This window comes from Bacillus sp. PSXD-155 (assembly GCF_049310765.1).
In the GTDB taxonomy this organism is placed as follows: Bacteria; Bacillota; Bacilli; order Bacillales; family Bacillaceae_G; genus Bacillus_A; species Bacillus_A cereus.
This window is the reverse complement of record NZ_JBMOWC010000070.1, coordinates 1-19,538: the sequence shown is the minus strand read 5'-3', so window position 1 is coordinate 19,538 and position 19,538 is coordinate 1. Positions and strand designations below refer to the sequence as shown.

The following is a 19,538-nucleotide window of genomic DNA, read 5'->3' as shown; positions in this document are numbered from 1 at the left end:
CACATCCATCAACTTAAGAAAATAGACTATTCTTAAACTTAAAAGCACGTTACTATTCTCTTATGTTAATGAGAAAGGGTGACGTGCTTTTTATGAATATGCATCAAAAACAAGAGCTGTCTTTATTTGCCGAAGAGTTATATCGATATATGTCTCCCGCTACACTTAATCAATTAGCTATAGAAGCAGGTGGAATGAAACGAAAACGTAAGTGCCATGGGCACCATTTTTTATCTTTGTGTGTATGGTTAAATCAACAAATCGCTACAACCTCTCTTACTCAACTTTGTAGTCAATTAGAAACTTCAACAGGAATTTTATTAAGTCCTGAGGGACTGAATCGACGATTTAACTCGGCTTCTGTAGCCTTCTTTCGAACTGTATTTACTACACTTCTACAAGCTAAAATTGGAGGATCATCTACAATTTCTCATTCTCTTTCTGCTTACTTTGAGCGGATTCGCATCCTTGATTCTACAACCTTTCAAGTTCCAGATCGATTCGCAGCTACTTATCCTGGTGCCGGAGGCTGTAGTCATACAGCTGGTGTAAAAATTCAATTAGAGTATGACTTGTTGAGTGGAGAGTTTTCTGATGTGAAAATTGAACCAGGAAAACGAAGTGATCAGGCATATGGGGCGACTCGAATGGACATGACACAAAAGAATGAACTATATATTCGTGACTTAGGGTATTTTCGTTTACAAGACTTTAAATCAATCCAAGATAAGGAAGGGTATTATTTATCGCGTCTTAAATTACCAACTAAAATATATAGAAAAGAATTCGAAACAGTGGTATTTAAAACAAAACCTGCTCAATTGAGACCGGTATATATACAAATTCATTTGGAAGACATCATGAACCAATTACAACCTGGCCAAGTTTATGAATTACAAGATGTATATGTAGGGAGCAAAGACAAACTACCCACTCGCATTGTGGTTTATAGATGTACAGAGGCGCAAAAACAGAAACGTCTACATGATCGAGCTATTCGTGAAAAGAAAAAAGGGATTACATATACAGATCGTACGAAACTTTTACAAGGAATTACGGTATATATGACAAACATTCCTACGGAATGGGTACCGAAAGAGAAAATCTATGATTTATATTCACTGCGTTGGCAAATTGAGCTGTTATTTAAAATATGGAAATCTTGGTTTCGAATTCATCGTTGTAAATCTATTAAACAAGAGCGATTAGAATGCCACCTTTATGGACAACTCATTAGTATTCTATTATGTTCTTCTACTATGTTTAAAATGAGAGAACTCCTATTACGTAAGAAACAGAAAGAACTAAGTGAATATAAAGCGATGTACATAATTAAAGATTATTTCTTACTTTTTCATCAAGCACTACATAAAAACACCCAAGAATTATCAAAGATTCTCCTTCGTCTGTTTAACCTCCTACAGCGAAACGGACGAAAATCTCACAGATATGAGAAAAAAACAGTCTTTGATATTTTAGGTGTTGTGTATGAGTATACCACTTCTGCCCATCAGGTAGCATAGCGAAAAATTTGAAACCCGTCAGGGTTTATTTGACGTGCCTACTTTTATAACATCTATAAAAGATAATAAAAAACTACGTGGAAAGACCGCATTTTGTATAAAAATATACGTTAAGTTGATGGATGTGGGGTACCGCCACATGCCCATCAAGCTAAGGTGGACAAGAGGGTATATGTGAATGTGTTTTTTGAAATTTCTACGACTACACTAAAGATGTGCATAACAAATAAACCTATTAACTAGGCATTTTAAAAAATATTATGCAGCCTTGAAACTTTTTGACAACATATAATCATAGACAACACCTAAGATATCAAAGACGGTTTTCTTTTCGTACCGGTGAGATTTTCTTCCGTTTTTCTCTAAAAGGTAAAACAAACGCAGTAAAACTTTTAATAATTCATGGCTGCCCTTCTGTAGTCCCTCATAAAACAATAGATAATAATTCTTTATCATATAGATGGATTTGTATTCACTTAACTCTTTCTTTTTCTTATCCAAGAGTAACTGACACATTTTGAACATCGTCGATGAACAGAGTAAAATACTAATGAGTTGCCCATATAAATGGCATTCTAAGCGTTCTTTTTTGATTTCTTTACATTTATCAATTTGAAAGAAAGATTTCCATGTTTTGAACAAAATTTCAATTTGCCAGCGTAATGAATACAAGTCATGGATATGTTCCGTTGGAACATTTTCAGCAGAAAGATTTGTAATATAAACGTTGATCCCACTCAAGCGTTTACTTCGTTCTTTGTAGGTAATACCTTTCTTCTTTTCTTTTTTGGCTTGTTCCTTCAATCTTTTCTCTGTTTGTTCTTTTGTTAATCGATGAATAATAACACGAGCTGGTAATTTTTGATACTGTCCGATGTATGCCTCTGAAATCTCCATTGTTTGACCAGGAGACAGTTGATTCATGAGTTCTTCCATATCTAACTGAATATAGAGTGATCCTTTCTTCACGGTCCCATTTCGAAAATACTCTGGCTTATCATCCTTACGATAGATTCGAGAATTTAATTTCAAACGTGAGATATAGTAAGCTCCTTTATCATGGATCTTCTGTAAGTCATGTAAGTCGAAATAGCCTAAATCTCTTATATACAAGTCTTTTGGTCGAATGGTTTGTAGGCTTGTTGAACCAAAGGTTTTATCATTTTCTCTTCCTTCTCCTACATAAACGTGCAAGAACTTTCCACTCAATAGGTCATACTCCAATTGAATTTTAACTCCTGCCGTATGGCTACTTCCACCTGAACCTTGATAATGTGAATAAAACTTATCTGGAAGCTGAAATGTTGTAGAATCTAGAATCTGAATGCTCTTAAAGATTGTGGTATATTGATGAATTATTTCTTTTGTTAAATGAATTCTTTGAGTTAGAAGGTTAGCTAAAACTTGTTCAAGAAATTGTACTGCGGAAGCATTAAATCGTTGGTTAAGTCCTTCAGGACTAATAAGAACACCTGTAGATACTTCAAGACAACTACATAATTGTGTGAGTGATGTACTTGCAACTTGTTGACTAAGCCATACACATAAAGCAACTAACTCCTTTGCTTGATATTTACTCTTTCGCTGAACGAATCCTTTTTCTTTAGCTAGGTGTTCTAGAACATGAGGAGACATATGTCGTTGTAATTCTTCAGCAATCGGTTGAAGTTCGTCAAGAATCGAAAAATCCATAAAAAAACCCCATCCTTTTCTATAATTCTACAGAAAGGATAACGTCTTTTTTGCTTTATAGATAGTGTAAAACCTTAGCTTGATAGCGATGTGGCCGGACCTCTAAAATAAACTACTTTGGTTCAATATTAATATTTATTTTCAGTTATTAGGTGGAAAAACACTTACTGGTATGTCCGACTTATACAATTGCTCTAATATCTTTTGGTCTTTACAATATACGTTTGCATAACCATATTTATTTACTAAATCAATTCTTACAAAATATAACAGGAAGCATAACTTTGCATAAAATGCAGGTTTATGCTTTCTTTTTGTGCAAGAATATACTTCTCAAAAGTTATGTAAAAAAAGACATTTTAGCGGTTAGCCTTATAAGTGTTTGGTGTGAAACAATTAAAGAATTAGAACTACTATAGATATAATTCTTTAGATAAACAAAAGTCGCCTCATATAAGACAGCGATTTTTGTTTATCTAAAAATAATTTACAAAAAATTCAAAATGGTTCAGATGCTTGTAAAATAGCTTGTAATAAACCAGGAAAACGATTATCTATGTCATCTTTTCGAATCGATATAAAACGTTGTGTTCCGTCTATTCTTGTGTTGATCACTCCAGATTCCCGTAGAACTTTAAAGTGATGGGAAAGTGTTGACTTAGCTATGGGAATATCTAGAGCGCTACATGACTGTTCGCCTCTCCCTGCTAGCTCCATGACTATTTTAAGCCTAATTTGATCGCTAAGAGCATAAAGGATAGAGGATAAGCGAATTTCATTCATGTTTGGATGATACAATGTTCTCAAATTAATCACCTTCTTAAAAATATAAAAAGTTAAGTCTGTTTAGTTGAACTATACTATATTTCGTGATATATTTCCATTGTTCGAACATTATAGAACAATGGAAATATATCTTTACGAATAAAAAGGAGTTGATATTGGAAGATGAATAAAGATAGAGCAAAGCGAGATGTTAACACACGTTTAGCACTTATATCATTAATGATTAGTACTTTTGCAATTGGAACTACCGAATTCATTATCATGGGTATTCTGCCAGATGTAGCGAAAGATTTGAATGTAAGTATTAGTTCTACAGGATTATTAGTAACTGGTTACGCAATAGGAGTAGCGATAGGTGCTCCATTACTTACTGCTCTAACAGGAAAGATGCAGCGTAAAAAACTATTATTGATGTTGATGTTATTGTTTGTAATCGGTAATACATTATGTGCTGTTGCTCCTACATATGAATTTCTTTTAGTATCAAGGGTATTAGCAGCTTTTGCTCATGGAACATTTTTTGGTGTAGGGTCTGTTGTAGCTTCAAGATTAGTTCCTCCTGAAAAGCAATCAAGTGCCGTTGCAATGATCTTTACAGGGGTATCTGTTGCCAATGTTATAGGTGTACCATTAGGTACTTTTGTTGGACAAAGTCTAGGATGGAGAGCATCTTTTTGGATTATTAGTGCATTAGGGGTTGTGGCAATATTATGTATCACAAAGTTCATTCCACAAATAGCTCTTACGTCCGTTCCAAGTTTTCGTCAAGAAATTCGAGTGCTGAAAAAGCCACAAGTTCAACTTACTTTATTAATGACTATTCTTAGTTTCGTAGGGGTTTTTGCGGCATTTACATACATTGCACCAACTTTAACAGATATTACAAAATTTAGTGCTAGTGCGATTACACCGATTCTCCTATTGTATGGATTAGGATTAACAATAGGTAATACAGTAGCTGGTAGACTTTCAGATTGGAAGCCTATGCCTACAATTATTGGTATGCTCGCTTTATTAACACTTGTTATGGGAAGTTTCTATATAACAAGTGAATATAAAATTTTAGCTGTTATTACTGTATTTTTATGGGGATTTACTTCGTTTGGGCATGTACCAGGTCTACAAATGCGAGTTATTGCAAAAGCGAAAGGAGCACCTAATATTGCAGCTTCTTTAAATATTAGCGCATTTAACTTGGGAATTGCTTTAGGATCATTTGTGGGAGGGGTAGTAATTAACACTAGTTTAGGTTTAAAGGCAATTCCATTAATTGCAGCACTTTTAACTGTATTATGTATTGGGGTTGTCTTAGTAGGATGGTTATTTGATAGTAAAGAAGAAAAGCAAGTTCAGGTCAATCAAGATTTAAAAATTAAAAATGCTTAAAATTAAATGGAAAAGGGGTTATTTAAATGAATTTTTCTCAATTAAAGAAAACACATATTAAAATTTCAGAAATTGGTTTTGGAACAAATGCAGTAGGAGGACATAATCTCTATACAAACATTGATGAAGAACAGGGAAAGAAAATGATTGAAGAAGCAATAAGGGGAGGCGTAACATTTTTTGATACATCTGATTCTTATGGACTTGGACGATCTGAAGAAATTTTAGGTGAAACGATTAAACATAAACGTTCCGAATTAGTTATTGCAACTAAAGGTGGAATTGAGAAATTAAATGATGGCTCAACAAGAATTAATAATTCACCTAAATATATGAGAACAGCAGTAGAAAATAGCTTAAAACGTTTAAAAACAGATTACATTGATTTATATTATATTCACCTTGTAGACCCAAGTGTTCCACTTTCAGAATCAGTTGGAGAGCTTTCACGTTTAAAAGAAGAAGGGAAAATTAGAGCAATTGGGATATCAAATGTAGATTTAGAGCAATTAAAAGCAGCTAATTTTTCAAATGAAATCTCAGCCGTACAATGTCCATATAATATGCTAGATAGATCTGCAGAAGAAACTTTATTACCCTATTGTGTACAAAATGAGATTTCTTATATTCCATACGGCCCTCTTGCATTTGGTATTTTAGGTGGAAAATATACGAAAGATTTTGTCCTTGAAAAAGCAGACTGGAGAAATGATGTAGATTTATTTAAGCCAGCAATTTATCAAAAGAATATAGAAAAAGTTGAGAAGCTGAAAATGATAGCACGAGAAAAAGGTATAAGTCTTCCAAACCTTGCACTTTCTTGGTTACTTGTTCAAGAGGGAGTAGATGCAGTAATCCCTGGCGGAAAAAGACCTGAACAAGTAAGTGGAAATGTTAAAGCTAGTCATATAACTTTATCAAAAGCTGATATAGAAGGAATCAATGGAGTTCTGTCTAATTAATTTTTGACGAATAAGAATTGCAAAAGGGAGTCGTATTCCGAGGTGTTTTTCAATGAAATAATGTGTTGGAATAAGATAAGTAATAAAAAGGCTATCTCAAGGTACTATTTTTGGATAGCCTTTTTATTTAGTAGGAGGAAAGTTTAACGTAGAACTGCTTGCAATGTTATGCTTCCAAAATAAACTTTCTGCAATTTTATGGGTAATTTTGAGTGGGGATTTTACGGTATTAGGACTGAAAACCCATAATTTTATGCAAAGTTATGGGTTATTGGTGTGCAACTTTATGAGTTAAGCCACACAAAAATTGTTTCTTCGGTATTGCACCACCACTCAAAATATTTATCTGAAAATGATTCTCTCTTAATTTTATTTAAAGCTTCCGTTTTTTTAAACTCATCAATTTCACTAATTTTAGCCCCACGTGTTAGCCAAGTTTTATGCTTATTAACCATATAGTATTTAATTGCATCATCGTCTAAAAATTCTTCTATATTGTCAGCTCTAATGAAAAAACGTCCCATGCAGAAACGATATATTTTTCCATCCTCATCAATACAAGGTCCAAAATCTCCTGCATAATGATAATCCATACATTGAACATAGTATTTTCCGTTTTCCTTTTTAAAAAATTTAAGTTCATATTTTTCTTCAAATTTATTGAAGTAAAACATATCCATTTGGAAACCTTCATAAAATCTTTCACCAATTTTATACCAAATACCACCATATGCTACTTGAAAATCAATTACTTTATCAAAAAATGTTTAATTAAAAAAATGTTTTAGACTATAGAAAAAAGTATTAGACTGTTAAAAAATAGTTGTAGACTGAAAAATTTTCTCTGTACATGAAAGTATCTTTTGCTAGGATAAAACTAACGTATTGTAAAAGCTTTAAAAGTCTCTTCAGAAAATCTGAAGAGACTTTCATTCACATAATCCCCCGTTATCAAAAGTTAATGTATCTAATGAATTTCAGCTATTAAATTGGTATGTAGGACACCCTTTGATATTTGTTTTCATTCGAAATATTCCACCAGCATTGGGATAAATCTCTGGGTTTGTATTGTTCATTCTTGCTGTTGTGATGTATAACTCATTTAAGTTACTTCCACCAAATGTGCAAGAGGTTACATATAAAGCTGGGATAGGAATAGTGAGTAGTTGTTTCCCGCTCTTAGGGTTCCACCTTGATACTTTAGAACCTCCCCAATGTGCAATCCACAACATTCCTTCCTCATCAATTGTCATACCATCAGGAAGTCCCTCCTCTTTCGGAATTACAATAACATCTTGAGGATTCTCGATATGTCCTGTATGAACATCATAGTCAAATCGAACTACTTTTCTTGTAGGTGTATCTATAAAGTACATGTACATGTGATCAGGTGACCAAGCGAGGCCATTAGAAGTATTCACTTCCTCTAGCTTCTTCTTTACATGTAAGTTTGTATTTAAAAAATATAGAGCACCTTTTCCATTAATACCAATGGAATCAGTAGTTCCCGCCCAAAAACGGCCACAAGGATCACATTTTCCATCATTAAATCGGTTTTCTTCTAAATGGCTTTCTGGATCATAAATAGCCTCCATTTCTTCAGTATCTGGATTTAGAAAATAAAAACCGTTTTCTAGAGCAAGTACCATGCCACCAGATTTTCTAGGAACAACTGATCCCACCATTTGTCCGAGAAAAATTGACTTATTTTCACCTGTGATTCGATTATAAATGTGCACCTTTTTTTCTAAAATATCAACCCAATATAGTAGGTGCTTTTTACTATCCCAGGAGGGTCCTTCCCCAAGAGTAGCTTTGGCATCAATCACTAATTCTAACTTACCCAACAAATTAATCCCCTCCGTTATTAAAGAATATTCTGTTTCTTTATAGTGACATACGTCTTGTTAATATTACGATTTAAGAAGAGCGAATTATGCCGTTAGCTTTTTTAAGTGAGATTTCTCAGGATTTCCTTTACTTCTGTATAAAAATCGCATATCTACTATTTAGTCTAATACTTTATTTTAATAAAACTCTCTTTAAGAAATGAAGTTTAGCAATTAGTCTACATCTTTATTTAATTAAATTAGAAAAATAAGAATTGAGAAATCTAATTAGACCAACGATATTTAGTCTAAAACATTTTTTTAATTAAACAAAAAAAGGTATTCCTTCATTGGCAAATACTCTTTTAATCTCATCTTTATTTTTAATTGTATCAACTTTCTTACCAGATAATATCATGTCATATACTGTCTCAGATAGAATTTTTTTCTCCATACTTTTTATACCCCTCATATGAATTTTTGTTACGAATTTTATAACAACTATTCTTTAGTTTATATATTATACATAGTAACTCTTGTGACTATCTACATAAAGGATATAGGCCAATAAAAAATCACTTCTCGTTCTCAATTTTTTCGTTTTGGGGTATTCGCTTTCCTTAGCTTGATGGCGATGGGTCTGTACCCCTTATAGTGAATTAAAAGCAACAAAAACAAAAAGGTGAATTTTATCAATACGAGTTTTTTCTTTTACATATTAAAATGGAAGTACCCTTTCAATGTATACTGACCCCTTCACAAATCGTGAAGGGATTTTTTATTTAATAACTTAGTTTTACTTTTTACAGATGAATCCTCCTAAACAGTTTTGAGTTGTAGGTTAGTAACTAGAAACGAAATCAATTTTTTATTGACTTACAATTTGGATTTTATTAAGGAATAAAAAGAGCCTATACTTCAATGAAGTATAGGGGGAGAGACTAAAATCAATCAGTTATTAATTTCGAATAGATACTTAAATCGATGAATTTTCCATTTGATTTTTCACTTTTTCTTAGAGTTCCTTCTAATGTGAATTTTAATTTTTTTAACACTCTTATGGAATTTAAATTTTCAGGTTCAACTTTTGCTTCAATGCGGTTTAGCTTTAAATCAGTAAATGCATAGTCTAATAAAGCAGAGATTGCTTCAGGTGCGTATCCTTTGCCCCAAAATGCTTTTGAAATATCATAACCAATCTCAGTTTTAGAGTTTTCAAAATCTAAGAAATTATAACCACATGAACCAATGATTTAATTAGATTTTGCTTGATCCTCAGTAGTAAAATTAATAATATTCATGAATTTCGTAACATCTGGATCAGACCATATTTTAAATAAACTTAATGAATTGGATTCTTCTGTTTTTCTTAAATGTAATCTTTGTGTGTATAATTCTGTAATCAACACTTTTACCTCCATTATATTGGTGATGGGTAAATGAAAAATATTGATATCTGCGCATAATTCAGCCTTTTCTACTCTTAGTTATTTTTCATTATACATGAGATAAATAGAGAGAGGGAATTATGTGATTTTTTATATCAACTTTGTTTCTTAATTGTTTATTCCATTTAATAGCTCACGTGATTTTATTAAAATGAAAGGAGAAAAACTCTTGAATAGAAAGGATATTTAGTAAAAATTTATTCAAAGAGAAAATCTTTATCTTTACTTCAAATATCGGTACATGATTGATACTAGCAATAATGGAATAGTTATTTAAACTTTAGGGGAGGAACAATAATATGGCAAAAGTTTTAATATTTAATTTTCCAGGAGAAGGACATTTTAATCCGACAATTGTACTTTTCGAAGAACTAATAAAAGAGGCGAGGAAGTTATTTACTACTGCGTAGAAGAGTATAGAGGGACTTTTTAAAAAAGAGTTAGCTAAAATTCATCACCAAATTTAATTCTGAAATTGATGAACAATGTTGATTATTTAATATAGGATAATGTTTACAAATAATAAAGTTGGGTTTAAAAATTTTTTTGTCTTTCGCGTACAATTCCTAGAATGACATAGTACCCCTAATAAAAGGAGAAATGAAATTTGGAATCATCTATAGATAATATTCAAGAAAGTGAAAAATCACAAAATCAAGGGCAACCAATATGGAAATCAATGTCTGTGTTTTTAGTTCCCTTGCTTTTAAGTAATATATTACAATCAGTTGGACAACTGTTTGGTATGGTAGTGGTAGGGCGATGGCTTGGTGTGAATGATTTAGCTGCTATTTCAGCGTTTTTTCCATTATTCTTTTTACTTGTATCATTTGTAATTGGGATTGGATCAGGTAGTTCGATTTTAATCGGTCAGGCATTTGGTGCCCGCAATGAAGACCGCTTAAAAGCTATTGTTGGTACGACACTGACTTTTACCTTTATAATAGGAGCTATTTTGGCAGTGGTAGGAAGTATATTTGCCCTAAATATTATGCGCTTTATGGGTACGCCAGAAAATATAATTGATATGAGTGTGCATTATGCGCGTATTTTATTTATTTCTATGCCAGTTTTATTCTTATATTTTGCCTATACAACATTTATGCGAGGTACAGGAGATTCTAAAACACCATTTTATTTCTTAATTGTTAGTACAGCTTTAAATATGATTTTATTACCTATTTTAATTTTCGGCTGGCTAGGAATGCCGAAGTTTGATGTGTATGGGGCCGCTTATGCTTCTGTTATCTCAACAATTGTAACATTTGTTGTTATGCTTATTTATTTAAAGAAGAAGAATCATCCACTGCAATTAGATGAGACGGTACGGAAATATCTTCGTATGGATTGGGATTTATTAAAACTATTATTACGCCTTGGGATTCCAGCGAGTATTAATATGATACTTATTTCGTTATCTGAGATTGCGGTAATCGCATTTGTGAATCGCTTCGGGTCTGATGCGACTGCTGCATATGGGGTTGTGAACCAGGTTGCAAGTTATGTTCAGATGCCGGCAGTCAGTCTTGGAATTACGGTATCCATTTTCGCTGCACAATCCATTGGTGCGAATCAATTTAATCAATTACAGAAAGTTATTCGTGCTGGAATTGTTATGAACTATATAATTGGTGGAATATTGATCGCTCTTATTTACTTGTTTTCAAGAGAAATCCTATCGTTATTCTTAACGAGCCCGAATACAATCGAAATTGCTCATAGTTTAGTGATGATTACACTTTGGAGTTACTTAATTTTCGGTCATGCTCAAATTATTGGTGCGACAATGCGGGCAAGTGGAACTGTACTATGGCCCACTGTTATCGGTGTCGTATCAATATGGGTTGTAGAAGTTCCAGTTGCTTATTACCTTTCTTATCATACAAACCTTGGTATAAGAGGAATATGGATTGGATATCCAGCAGCATTTATTGTGAGTTTACTTTTGCAATACGGATACTATAAACTTTCATGGCAGAAGAAACGAATTTCACGACTTGTTAGTTAGAATAGAAGGTGAAATTGGGTTTTAGAGCATATATATGACGATGAATTGGAGGACTTTCCGCTTTCTTTTTATATAAAAGTTGAAACAACAAAGAGAAATATTCCAGAACTAGAAGATGAAATCGATTTTCAGCGTTATTTTAATAAGGATACACCTTACAACTTTTATTACTTGGATAAGATGTTTGCACTAAGAATTTTACAAGACGAGGGGCGATTCGATATGGCAAACATTAATGGTGCATGGGAAAGGTATACAGAAATGGTTTTAAAAGATGAAGAACCTTTCTGCAAATGGGATGATATGAAATATGTTGGTTCGGGCATTTTCGGTGATATTAAAGAAGAAAAATTAACACAGAAAGAGATCATGAACTTTGCTGTTGAAATGAGGGAAAAGAAATAGAAGGACACAACTATACACTAAGAAAACTCTAGAAGATACGGAATACGAAAAAATGAACCGCCTTATAAAACTGAAAGTAAACTTTTGAATGAAATTTACTTTCTTATTGTCGACCAAGACTATGTTGTAAATGCTCATAGCATTATACGTTGGACTTTAAAAAATGTGTTAATGTGTAAAGCTTTTCAATAAATGTTTTACTTTGGGATTTATTATGTAGAACATAAATGAGTTAAACAAAAAACCTAGTAAAAACTAGGTTTTTTGTTTGAAAAAAACACCATTTTCATCTTAATACATCTTTAATTTCACTCTATTTTATACAAATTTTTATAAAAAGTTCCAAAGTAAACTAATAAATATTAGTTTATAGTTTCTTGCTTCAACAAATACGTAAAGTGAAAGTTTAGACTTTCTTGTCTAAATAGTTTAGCGATTCTTGTCCTTTTACAACAACAATGGATGTACAAAGACATGAAAGTAGGAACTTATTTATAGTGTACAATACTGAATTATCTACAGATACATTTCATTTAGTACCCATTTTCTTGTCCATATATCGAGACAAGAAAATGGGTATTTTTTTTAACGAAGACACCAAAGTGGGTACTTTGTAAAAATAGCAAATATTAAATAGATGTGAAGTTAAAATTCAGTTCTATATTATTAACAAAAATATTAATGAAGGATTTACTTCCTTGTCTCATTAGCAGGACATGAGAGTCTAAACTTCTTTTAATTTTTTCCGTTCTTATGTTGATGGGTATAGGAAAGGATTCCACAAACACCAAACAAGCTTGACAACAAGAGATTACAAGTGTAATATTCAGTTGTGGATTACAAATGTAATACGAGGGGTGTATTTTTAAACAATGAATGAATTACCTAAAATTTCAGAAGCTGAGTTAGAAGTTATGAAAGTACTTTGGTCAGAATCTCCACAAACGGCAAATGAGGTGATTGAAGCGTTAGAGGTGAAAATGGATTGGAAACCCAAAACGATTCGAACTCTGATTAATCGATTAGTTCACAAAGAAGCAGTGGCTTACCATCAAGATAAAGGGCGTTTGTACTCTTATTATCCTTTGGTATCGCAAGATAGTTATTTACAAGTAGAAACGAAATCTTTACTTAAACGTTTCTATGGTGCAGCATTTAAACCTTTACTTGTAAATTTCTTAAAAGAAGAAAAGCTGTCTTCAGAAGATATTAACGAACTTAAACGTATTCTGGATGAGAAAACTGAGGAAAATCAGAGGAAGGATAGATTATAGTGATAGAAAAATTTATAAATATCTATCTACCTGCTTTTTTTGATTGGATGATTGAGACTTCCATTATGGCTAGTATATTAGTAGGACTAATCTTGTGTATCAAGGTCTTGTTTAGAAATAAGTTAACTCCACGCTGGCAATATATGCTATGGATCATATTAATTATAAGACTTGTATTACCTTGGTCGCCAGATAGTTCCTATAGTATCTATTCTGTTCTTACTTACAAGAATGATGATGCATTCATTTCTAGCCGAAATCCTGTAGCTAATTTTCTTACACAAGAGCGTATACAAGAATTAAAAGATATAGACGATACAAAGGTTCTCACAAAAGAAGATACTTATACCTCAAGTTCAACAAAAACTGTTCAGGCAAATAAGACACAAACAGGCATGAATGAAAAGCAGGATGATAAGCCGATTCCATTCTATACAATCTGTATATACATTTGGCTTACTGGTGTTATCCTTCTAAGTGTTGCTACTTTTATAATGAACAGGCGTTTATTACTTTACATAAAAAAACAACCTGTTATTACAGACGAGAAGATTGTCCAGATTTTTGAAAAGTGTAAGCAATCTATGTCTATTCAACGGAATATCCCTCTACTTGTAGCTGGAAAGCTTTCCAGTCCAACAGTGTTCGGATTTATTCGGCCCAAGTTGTTGTTGTCCGGGGTACATTTGAAAATTTTAGATGAACAACAATTACGATATATTTTTTATCATGAATTAGCTCACATCAAACGAAGAGATGTTGGTGTGAATTGGCTTATGCATAGCTTACTAATTTTAAATTGGTTTAATCCAATTCTATGGTATGCCTACTCATGTATGCGGGAAGATCAAGAACTAGCATGTGATGCGCTAGCACTCACTTTTATTGGTCACAAAGAAAAACTGGCATACGGTCATACCATTATTACATTATTAGAACACTATTCTAATTACAATCAAACACCAAGTTTAGCAAATTTAAGTGGAAATAAATATGCATTAAAGAGGAGAATTTTGATGATTAAAAAATTTAATAGGAAGTCATACTGCTGGTCAATTTTAGGAATAGTAACAGTGATCGGCGTGTCTGTATTTTCTTTAATGAATGCAAAAACAGCAGAAAACTCTAATAAAAAGGAACATAAAGTAGAAAATATACAAAATATAGATAGAAAAACTAATGGTAATCAAGATATCTATAAACCAAGATATTCATTTGAGCTTGAGGAATCACAAATAAATAGTCTGAAAAATAAAGGATTACCAACAAAACAAACACTTGTGGAAGCAAAGTCTACAGGGCTGATTTTGGTTCATTCTACGTTTGACAACCGAGAATTAGCACCTGGTTTTTGGATCATGGCTCCTGGTGAAGTCGACGTTATTAAAAAAGAGGAGTATTCAACGAAATACGGAATGAAAAACTATGCAATTGCTGAGGAATGGCGATAGATTTTTAACATAAATTTATGTATAAAGAGAGGTATAAAAAATTGAATAAACGACGTATCTTTATTGGTGCTGCAATGAGTAGTGTTTTATTATTATCAGCATGTGGTAATTCGGACACTATCGCAACATCAAAATCAGGTAATTTAACTAAGGAGGAGTTTAACAAAGAATTAAAAGAAAAAGCAGGGGAATCTGTTTTACAACAAGTAATGTTAGAAAAGATTTTATTAGATAAATACAAAGTTTCAGATGATGAAACAAAGAAAAATGTGGATGAATTGAAAAAAGAAATGGGAGATAATTTTAAATCTTATTTAACACAAAAGAATGTTAAAAATGAAGATGAACTTAAGGATAAATTGAAAACACAAATGGCTTTTGAGAAAGCTATTAAAGCATCAATTACAGAAAAAGAATTAAAAGATTACTATAAACCAATTTTAAAAGTAAGTCACATTCTAGTAAAAGATGAAAAAACGGCGAAAGAAATAAAAGAAAAAATAAATAACGGCGAAGATTTTACTACGCTAGCTAAAGAACATTCAGAAGATCCTGGTTCCAAGGAAAACGGGGGAGAATTGGGAGAACTTAATGCATTTCAAATGGATCGAATGGATCCTAAATTTAAAGAAGCTACTTATAAGTTAGAAGCTGGACAAGTAAGTGAACCTATTAAATCCTCTTTTGGTTATCATATTATTAAAATGACAGAGAAAAAAGAATTAAAATCGTTTAATCAAGAAAAAGAGAATATAAGTAAAGAATTAGAAGCGAAACGTTTAAAAGATCAGCAATGGCAACAGAAATTCTTCAAAGACTTATTCAAACAAGCAGACATAAAAATAACAGATAAGGATTTAAAAGGTACTTTTAAAGAATTTGAAAAATAAAGCCTACTTGCTTTCATGAACTGCCCCAAACCATGGACACTTAAAAAAGTCTATGGTTTGGGGTTTTTGAGTATTTTTTTAGATAGGGGCACTATCTACTTCTTATTTTTGCTAGTTTATAATGTCTAACATAATTCATCTTAAAATGAAGTTTTTTAAACGATTTCTTTCAAGTTGATTTAATTCTTATTATTCACCCGTAATAAATTAATATATAAAATAGTATAGGTGAATAGAGAAGAATGAATAATTCTTTAATATATTTAAATTATATATAACTGAAGCAATCCCTTTATAAAAAGTACCCATTTTCATGTATTTTTACACAAGATTAAATGAATATAATTCTGTAAATCTATAAAAATTTTGTTTAGACTTTCTTGTCCAAATAGTTTATAGTTTCTTGTCCTTGTACATCTGTGATAAGAAGGGAGGTAAACTTCCATCACTCAACTGTTCGTTAAATTCCTATTTAACGAACACTTGGGAGATGGTAAATATATGATATAATCTACTTACTAATATTTGGATAGGAGTGACACTATTTGACAAAAAGCATTAATCCTCAAGAATACTCATACGCTTTTAGATTAGGAAAATATGATTGCTTTAAAGTACGAACAGGTATTTGTTCTTTACATTTAACCGATGAACAGTATCAAGAAATAAAAAAACGCGAAAAAAATCTACGTTTCAGTGATGGTTCAGTTGACTATTGTAGACTCTTAGCTGCCCATATGATTAAAGAAGATTGGTTTAATAAAAATACAAGAATAAATGCTTATCTTTATAATTGCGGACATGTAGCATTTGGAGATGGCCAGCATCGTACTTGTATTGCAAAGAAGTTGGGAAAAGAAAAACTCGTATTAAATGTATTTGAAACTAATGATATGATTTGTAGAGTTTGTCATTTTAAAAAAGTTGATAATAACAAATCATTTATGGAAAAACTAACGGATATTATTAAAAATAGAAAACGTAAGGATCCTGCTACTTATGAATTTATAGACGATGAATTAACTTCATTTAACGCGAAATGTTTTTTTAAACGCTGATATTTTACATGCTTAGATTTTTAATTTCATAAACCTTTATATTATAATTATATAGTTATAGAATCATACATATTTAGGAGGAAAAAAATGAAATTCAAAGAAGCACACCCTGATTATAAAGATTATCAAAGTGACACTTACTACTATGATCACTTACCTAACGATTTTTTTGATGCCTTTCATGGATTAATTGAAGGAAAAGCAATTTCAGATGAATATCCAGCAGGCATTCTTAAAGCAGCCTGTGATATTATTGCAAAAAATATCCCTACAAAATCTACTACTAACTCGGGATATGGCTGGCTTCAAGAAGATTTAGATTCGTTTATTAGAAAATTAAAATCTAAAAACTTAGATAGAATACTGGACACTGTAGCTGAAATTGTGAACGCAATTGACATAGAACTTGATGACATTAATGATGTTCTTGAGGAAAATTCATTTGGTTTTTCATTAGAATCCCATATGTTTAGCGGATGTATATGGGTGGTTGCAGAAGGAACTGAAAGTCGAGCGGATGCTATTGAAGAAGCCTTAACAGAAGTTTCTACTGACCAAATAAACGTTATTGAACATCTAACACAGGCTAAGAAACAGCTACAAGAAATTTCGGAAACACGTTCGAGGAAAGATGCTTTAAGAGATAGTATATCAGCCTTAGAAGCACAACTTAAGTATTATTCTAATACTAAAAAGTTCGAAGATGCCATAAAATATATTCAAACCGAATATAACATCCCAAGAAAAATTATTAGTGATGCAAAAATGATTTGGGACCTAATCCATGACAAAACTCCAGATGTTCGTCATGGTTGTACAATTAACTCTGATTTAAGCGAAGCTGAAGCGTTATATTGGATAGATCGTATTATGGCCCTAACAAAATACCTTGCTAGAGAAATAGAGTAATAACCCCCTTCTCTTCTTACGCACACTCGGGTGGGAAAATAGCCAAAGTGTGCGTAATTTAGTGTGTTTCTAGTCGTTGCACAAATCTTTTATCTATTCCACAATCAAACTGTTCGTTAAAAGTGTATTTAACGAACAGAAAATATGCACTTCTCTTTATCTAATGCGTAAAAAGCCACTGTATCTTTTATAAAAATACAATGGCTTTTTTTGCTATAGATAGATTAACATTTTAAATTCTTACCCCTTAGAGGGATAGTTCATGTCACGTATCAATTTCATCACTTTCTTCTAATTGACGTTGTTCTAAACGCTCAATTGCAGCTCGACGTTTAGTATCATCGATATTCGTATAAAGAGATGTAGTTTCCATCGAATTATGCCCCATTTGATTTGCCAACAGAACCAAATCTTTATTTTCGTTATAATGATTAGTCGCATATGTATGACGCAACTTGTGAGGGCTCTTTTTTTCGTCAAATGCTCTAGTATATTTCTCTGTAAGCTTTTGTATTGCATTAACAGAAATTTGCGCGTATGAGCCTTTATAATTCGTTACAAAAAGAATATCCTCATCATTAGGACACTTGTAACGATTAGCACGTACTTTAAGGTACTCTTGAACATCATCTAGAGCTGTTTGTGTAGCCAAAATAGATGATTTTTTATCTCCTTTACGTATAACCTTGATGTAACGAGTACGAAAATTAATGCTAGAAATAGTTAAACTAGCTGCTTCAGATACCCGAAGACCTGTACCCAAGATTAGACTTAGAATAGCAATATCACGCTCTCTATCTCGCTTAAAAAACCTTAGTTTACCAGGAGCGGTTTCTTGTAACATTTGCTCATATTCATTAGATAAAAAGCGCATGAATTTAATGTCATCATTGTTGTGAAAAATAACTTCTGAAATTTCTTTTGCTCTCGCTGCAGCGTCAATTTTTTCCTTATGAATTTCCATTTTGGCCATAACATTTCTATAAAAGTAACATTCTCCATTATCATCCTCAGTATTGCTTGTTAGGTAGTTAAATAATGACTTTAGAGCCGAAAATGTCCGTATAACTGCCTTGGTTTTATTACCTTGTCTCTCTAAATAACTTTTAAATCTTTTTACTTGTTTAAGAGGGAGGTGCTCCAATGTTTCAATTGGTACCTCATGTATTTTCGTTACAGCTTCACCATCTGTTGTAGCAAGACGAGAGGAGATTAACCATTGTAAAAACATTTCATATTCAATTAAGTACCCATACAAAGTAGCAGGGGAGAGGTTCGTTTTCTCTTCAATATATTCAATAATATACCAAGGCATTTTTTCCTTATGACGTTCTACACGTGCTTGATACACTTGTTTTTCTCGATTGCTCAATTTTTTCACCTCAAACTTCAAAACAGTACATTGGATTTTATAATCAATGTACTGTTTTGTTTAAATTTGTATAATTTTACATTAAATACAATTTTAATTGATAATTCTGTTTATCTTTAAGAAAAACTAAATAGAGAAGGGGCATTCTTTTAATTTAGTTTTAATTTTTGTTCATTATCCATCTTTTAATATTTAACCATACCATAACGGCTATTAATATACTATAAATCCCTACAGTAGTACGTAAAGGGTGTTTAGTAACATAAAAATTTATATATGGAATTTTAACTAGTATATCATTAACCATTAATTTTATCCCATTGTATCCTAGAACGATTGTTAAAATGGAAGACACGATAAGTATTAAAGTTTCATTAGATTTAACTTTAAGTTCTTTTTGAGTAATAACATCTTCACGAATACTTTTAAATAAATCTTCTGCTTTTTTTAATAAAGACGTAGTATTGGTTTTTTCTAATATATCTTTATAGAATTTTTTGGCAGTTCCCTCATACTCAAATAAAACTTCTTCATCATATCGCAAT

At 32.0% G+C, this 19,538-nt stretch carries 15 protein-coding genes and 4 pseudogenes; 11 read left to right on the top strand and 8 right to left on the bottom strand.

The window, feature by feature from the left end; translation table 11 throughout:
• Positions 1–92 precede the first annotated feature (92 nt).
• The gene (locus ACO6VI_RS30385; protein ID WP_422424664.1) at positions 93–1,523 is read left to right on the top strand and encodes an IS4-like element ISBce2 family transposase; all 1,431 of its coding nucleotides are present in this window, start codon (positions 93–95) and stop codon (positions 1,521–1,523) included.
• 258 nt (positions 1,524–1,781) lie between these two features.
• On the opposite strand, the gene ACO6VI_RS30380 is transcribed toward ACO6VI_RS30385, so the two are convergent.
• Together ACO6VI_RS30380 and ACO6VI_RS30375 are read right to left on the bottom strand one after the other, a co-directional pair.
• Positions 1,782–3,215, bottom strand: coding sequence for an IS4 family transposase (locus tag ACO6VI_RS30380; protein WP_422424933.1), 1,434 nt, complete (start codon positions 3,213–3,215; stop codon positions 1,782–1,784).
• Between the two features lie 498 nt (positions 3,216–3,713).
• Complete coding sequence (locus ACO6VI_RS30375) at positions 3,714–4,022, bottom strand: ArsR/SmtB family transcription factor (protein ID WP_422424931.1); 309 nt, start codon at positions 4,020–4,022, stop codon at positions 3,714–3,716.
• A 141-nt stretch (positions 4,023–4,163) separates the two neighbouring features.
• On the opposite strand from ACO6VI_RS30375, the gene ACO6VI_RS30370 reads away from it, so the two are divergent.
• Together ACO6VI_RS30370 and ACO6VI_RS30365 are read left to right on the top strand one after the other, a co-directional pair.
• Positions 4,164–5,387: an MFS transporter gene (locus tag ACO6VI_RS30370; RefSeq protein WP_422424929.1), complete on the top strand. Its 1,224-nt coding sequence runs from the start codon at positions 4,164–4,166 to the stop codon at positions 5,385–5,387.
• Between the two features lie 26 nt (positions 5,388–5,413).
• The gene (locus ACO6VI_RS30365; RefSeq protein WP_422424928.1) at positions 5,414–6,349 is read left to right on the top strand and encodes an aldo/keto reductase; all 936 of its coding nucleotides are present in this window, start codon (positions 5,414–5,416) and stop codon (positions 6,347–6,349) included.
• Between the two features lie 284 nt (positions 6,350–6,633).
• Here ACO6VI_RS30365 and ACO6VI_RS30360 read toward each other — a convergent pair whose 3' ends face one another.
• The 4 genes and pseudogenes from ACO6VI_RS30360 to ACO6VI_RS30345 all read right to left on the bottom strand — a co-directional run bounded on the left by ACO6VI_RS30360 (position 6,634) and on the right by ACO6VI_RS30345 (position 9,584).
• Entirely contained in the window at positions 6,634–7,029 is a 396-nt protein-coding gene (locus ACO6VI_RS30360) for a hypothetical protein (protein ID WP_422424927.1), read from the bottom strand.
• A gap of 297 nt (positions 7,030–7,326) precedes the next feature.
• Positions 7,327–8,199, bottom strand: coding sequence for an SMP-30/gluconolactonase/LRE family protein (locus ACO6VI_RS30355; RefSeq protein WP_422424925.1), 873 nt, complete (start codon positions 8,197–8,199; stop codon positions 7,327–7,329).
• 304 nt (positions 8,200–8,503) lie between these two features.
• Entirely contained in the window at positions 8,504–8,632 is a 129-nt protein-coding gene (locus tag ACO6VI_RS30350; protein WP_422424923.1) for a hypothetical protein, read from the bottom strand.
• A gap of 493 nt (positions 8,633–9,125) precedes the next feature.
• Positions 9,126–9,584, bottom strand: a pseudogene (locus ACO6VI_RS30345) (GNAT family N-acetyltransferase).
• A 341-nt stretch (positions 9,585–9,925) separates the two neighbouring features.
• On the opposite strand from ACO6VI_RS30345, the pseudogene ACO6VI_RS30340 reads away from it, so the two are divergent.
• From ACO6VI_RS30340 to ACO6VI_RS30305, 8 genes and pseudogenes are all read left to right on the top strand, one after another.
• Positions 9,926–10,047 (top strand): annotated as a pseudogene (locus ACO6VI_RS30340) (glycosyl transferase); the annotation flags it as partial.
• Between the two features lie 258 nt (positions 10,048–10,305).
• Positions 10,306–11,634, top strand: a complete 1,329-nt coding sequence (locus tag ACO6VI_RS30335; protein WP_422424934.1) for an MATE family efflux transporter — start codon at positions 10,306–10,308, stop codon at positions 11,632–11,634.
• 222 nt (positions 11,635–11,856) lie between these two features.
• Positions 11,857–12,039 carry a hypothetical protein gene (locus tag ACO6VI_RS30330; RefSeq protein WP_422424922.1) on the top strand — a complete coding sequence of 61 codons (183 nt, stop codon included), beginning with the start codon at positions 11,857–11,859 and terminating at the stop codon, positions 12,037–12,039.
• Positions 12,040–12,911: 872 nt separating this feature from the next.
• Positions 12,912–13,313 (top strand): BlaI/MecI/CopY family transcriptional regulator, encoded by a 402-nt coding sequence (locus ACO6VI_RS30325; RefSeq protein WP_088020541.1) that lies wholly within the window; start codon positions 12,912–12,914, stop codon positions 13,311–13,313.
• Positions 13,313–14,464 (top strand): annotated as a pseudogene (locus tag ACO6VI_RS30320) (M56 family metallopeptidase); the annotation flags it as partial. The gene ACO6VI_RS30325 and the pseudogene ACO6VI_RS30320, both read left to right, overlap by 1 nt.
• A gap of 341 nt (positions 14,465–14,805) precedes the next feature.
• A complete protein-coding gene (locus tag ACO6VI_RS30315) occupies positions 14,806–15,654 on the top strand; it encodes a peptidylprolyl isomerase (protein WP_176328697.1) in 849 nt (282 codons plus the stop codon).
• Between the two features lie 545 nt (positions 15,655–16,199).
• Positions 16,200–16,712, top strand: a complete 513-nt coding sequence (locus ACO6VI_RS30310; RefSeq protein WP_422424920.1) for a hypothetical protein — start codon at positions 16,200–16,202, stop codon at positions 16,710–16,712.
• An 87-nt stretch (positions 16,713–16,799) separates the two neighbouring features.
• Entirely contained in the window at positions 16,800–17,621 is an 822-nt protein-coding gene (locus tag ACO6VI_RS30305; RefSeq protein ID WP_000669099.1) for a hypothetical protein, read from the top strand.
• A 265-nt stretch (positions 17,622–17,886) separates the two neighbouring features.
• Here ACO6VI_RS30305 and xerS read toward each other — a convergent pair whose 3' ends face one another.
• Both xerS and ACO6VI_RS30295 read right to left on the bottom strand, forming a co-directional pair.
• Positions 17,887–18,993: a tyrosine recombinase XerS gene (gene xerS, locus ACO6VI_RS30300; RefSeq protein WP_071735435.1), complete on the bottom strand. Its 1,107-nt coding sequence runs from the start codon at positions 18,991–18,993 to the stop codon at positions 17,887–17,889.
• Positions 18,994–19,153: 160 nt separating this feature from the next.
• A pseudogene (locus tag ACO6VI_RS30295) lies at positions 19,154–19,538 on the bottom strand (hypothetical protein); the annotation flags it as partial.

Coding starts and splice junctions, on each gene's coding strand:
- ACO6VI_RS30385 (WP_422424664.1), top strand. CDS start 93: ATGAATATGCATCAAAAACAAGAGCTGTCTTTATTTGCCGAAGAGTTA.
- ACO6VI_RS30380 (WP_422424933.1), bottom strand. CDS start 3,215: ATGGATTTTTCGATTCTTGACGAACTTCAACCGATTGCTGAAGAATTA.
- ACO6VI_RS30370 (WP_422424929.1), top strand. CDS start 4,164: ATGAATAAAGATAGAGCAAAGCGAGATGTTAACACACGTTTAGCACTT.
- ACO6VI_RS30365 (WP_422424928.1), top strand. CDS start 5,414: ATGAATTTTTCTCAATTAAAGAAAACACATATTAAAATTTCAGAAATT.
- ACO6VI_RS30360 (WP_422424927.1), bottom strand. CDS start 7,029: ATGGATATGTTTTACTTCAATAAATTTGAAGAAAAATATGAACTTAAA.
- ACO6VI_RS30350 (WP_422424923.1), bottom strand. CDS start 8,632: ATGGAGAAAAAAATTCTATCTGAGACAGTATATGACATGATATTATCT.
- ACO6VI_RS30335 (WP_422424934.1), top strand. CDS start 10,306: ATGTCTGTGTTTTTAGTTCCCTTGCTTTTAAGTAATATATTACAATCA.
- ACO6VI_RS30330 (WP_422424922.1), top strand. CDS start 11,857: ATGGCAAACATTAATGGTGCATGGGAAAGGTATACAGAAATGGTTTTA.
- ACO6VI_RS30325 (WP_088020541.1), top strand. CDS start 12,912: ATGAATGAATTACCTAAAATTTCAGAAGCTGAGTTAGAAGTTATGAAA.
- ACO6VI_RS30305 (WP_000669099.1), top strand. CDS start 16,800: ATGAAATTCAAAGAAGCACACCCTGATTATAAAGATTATCAAAGTGAC.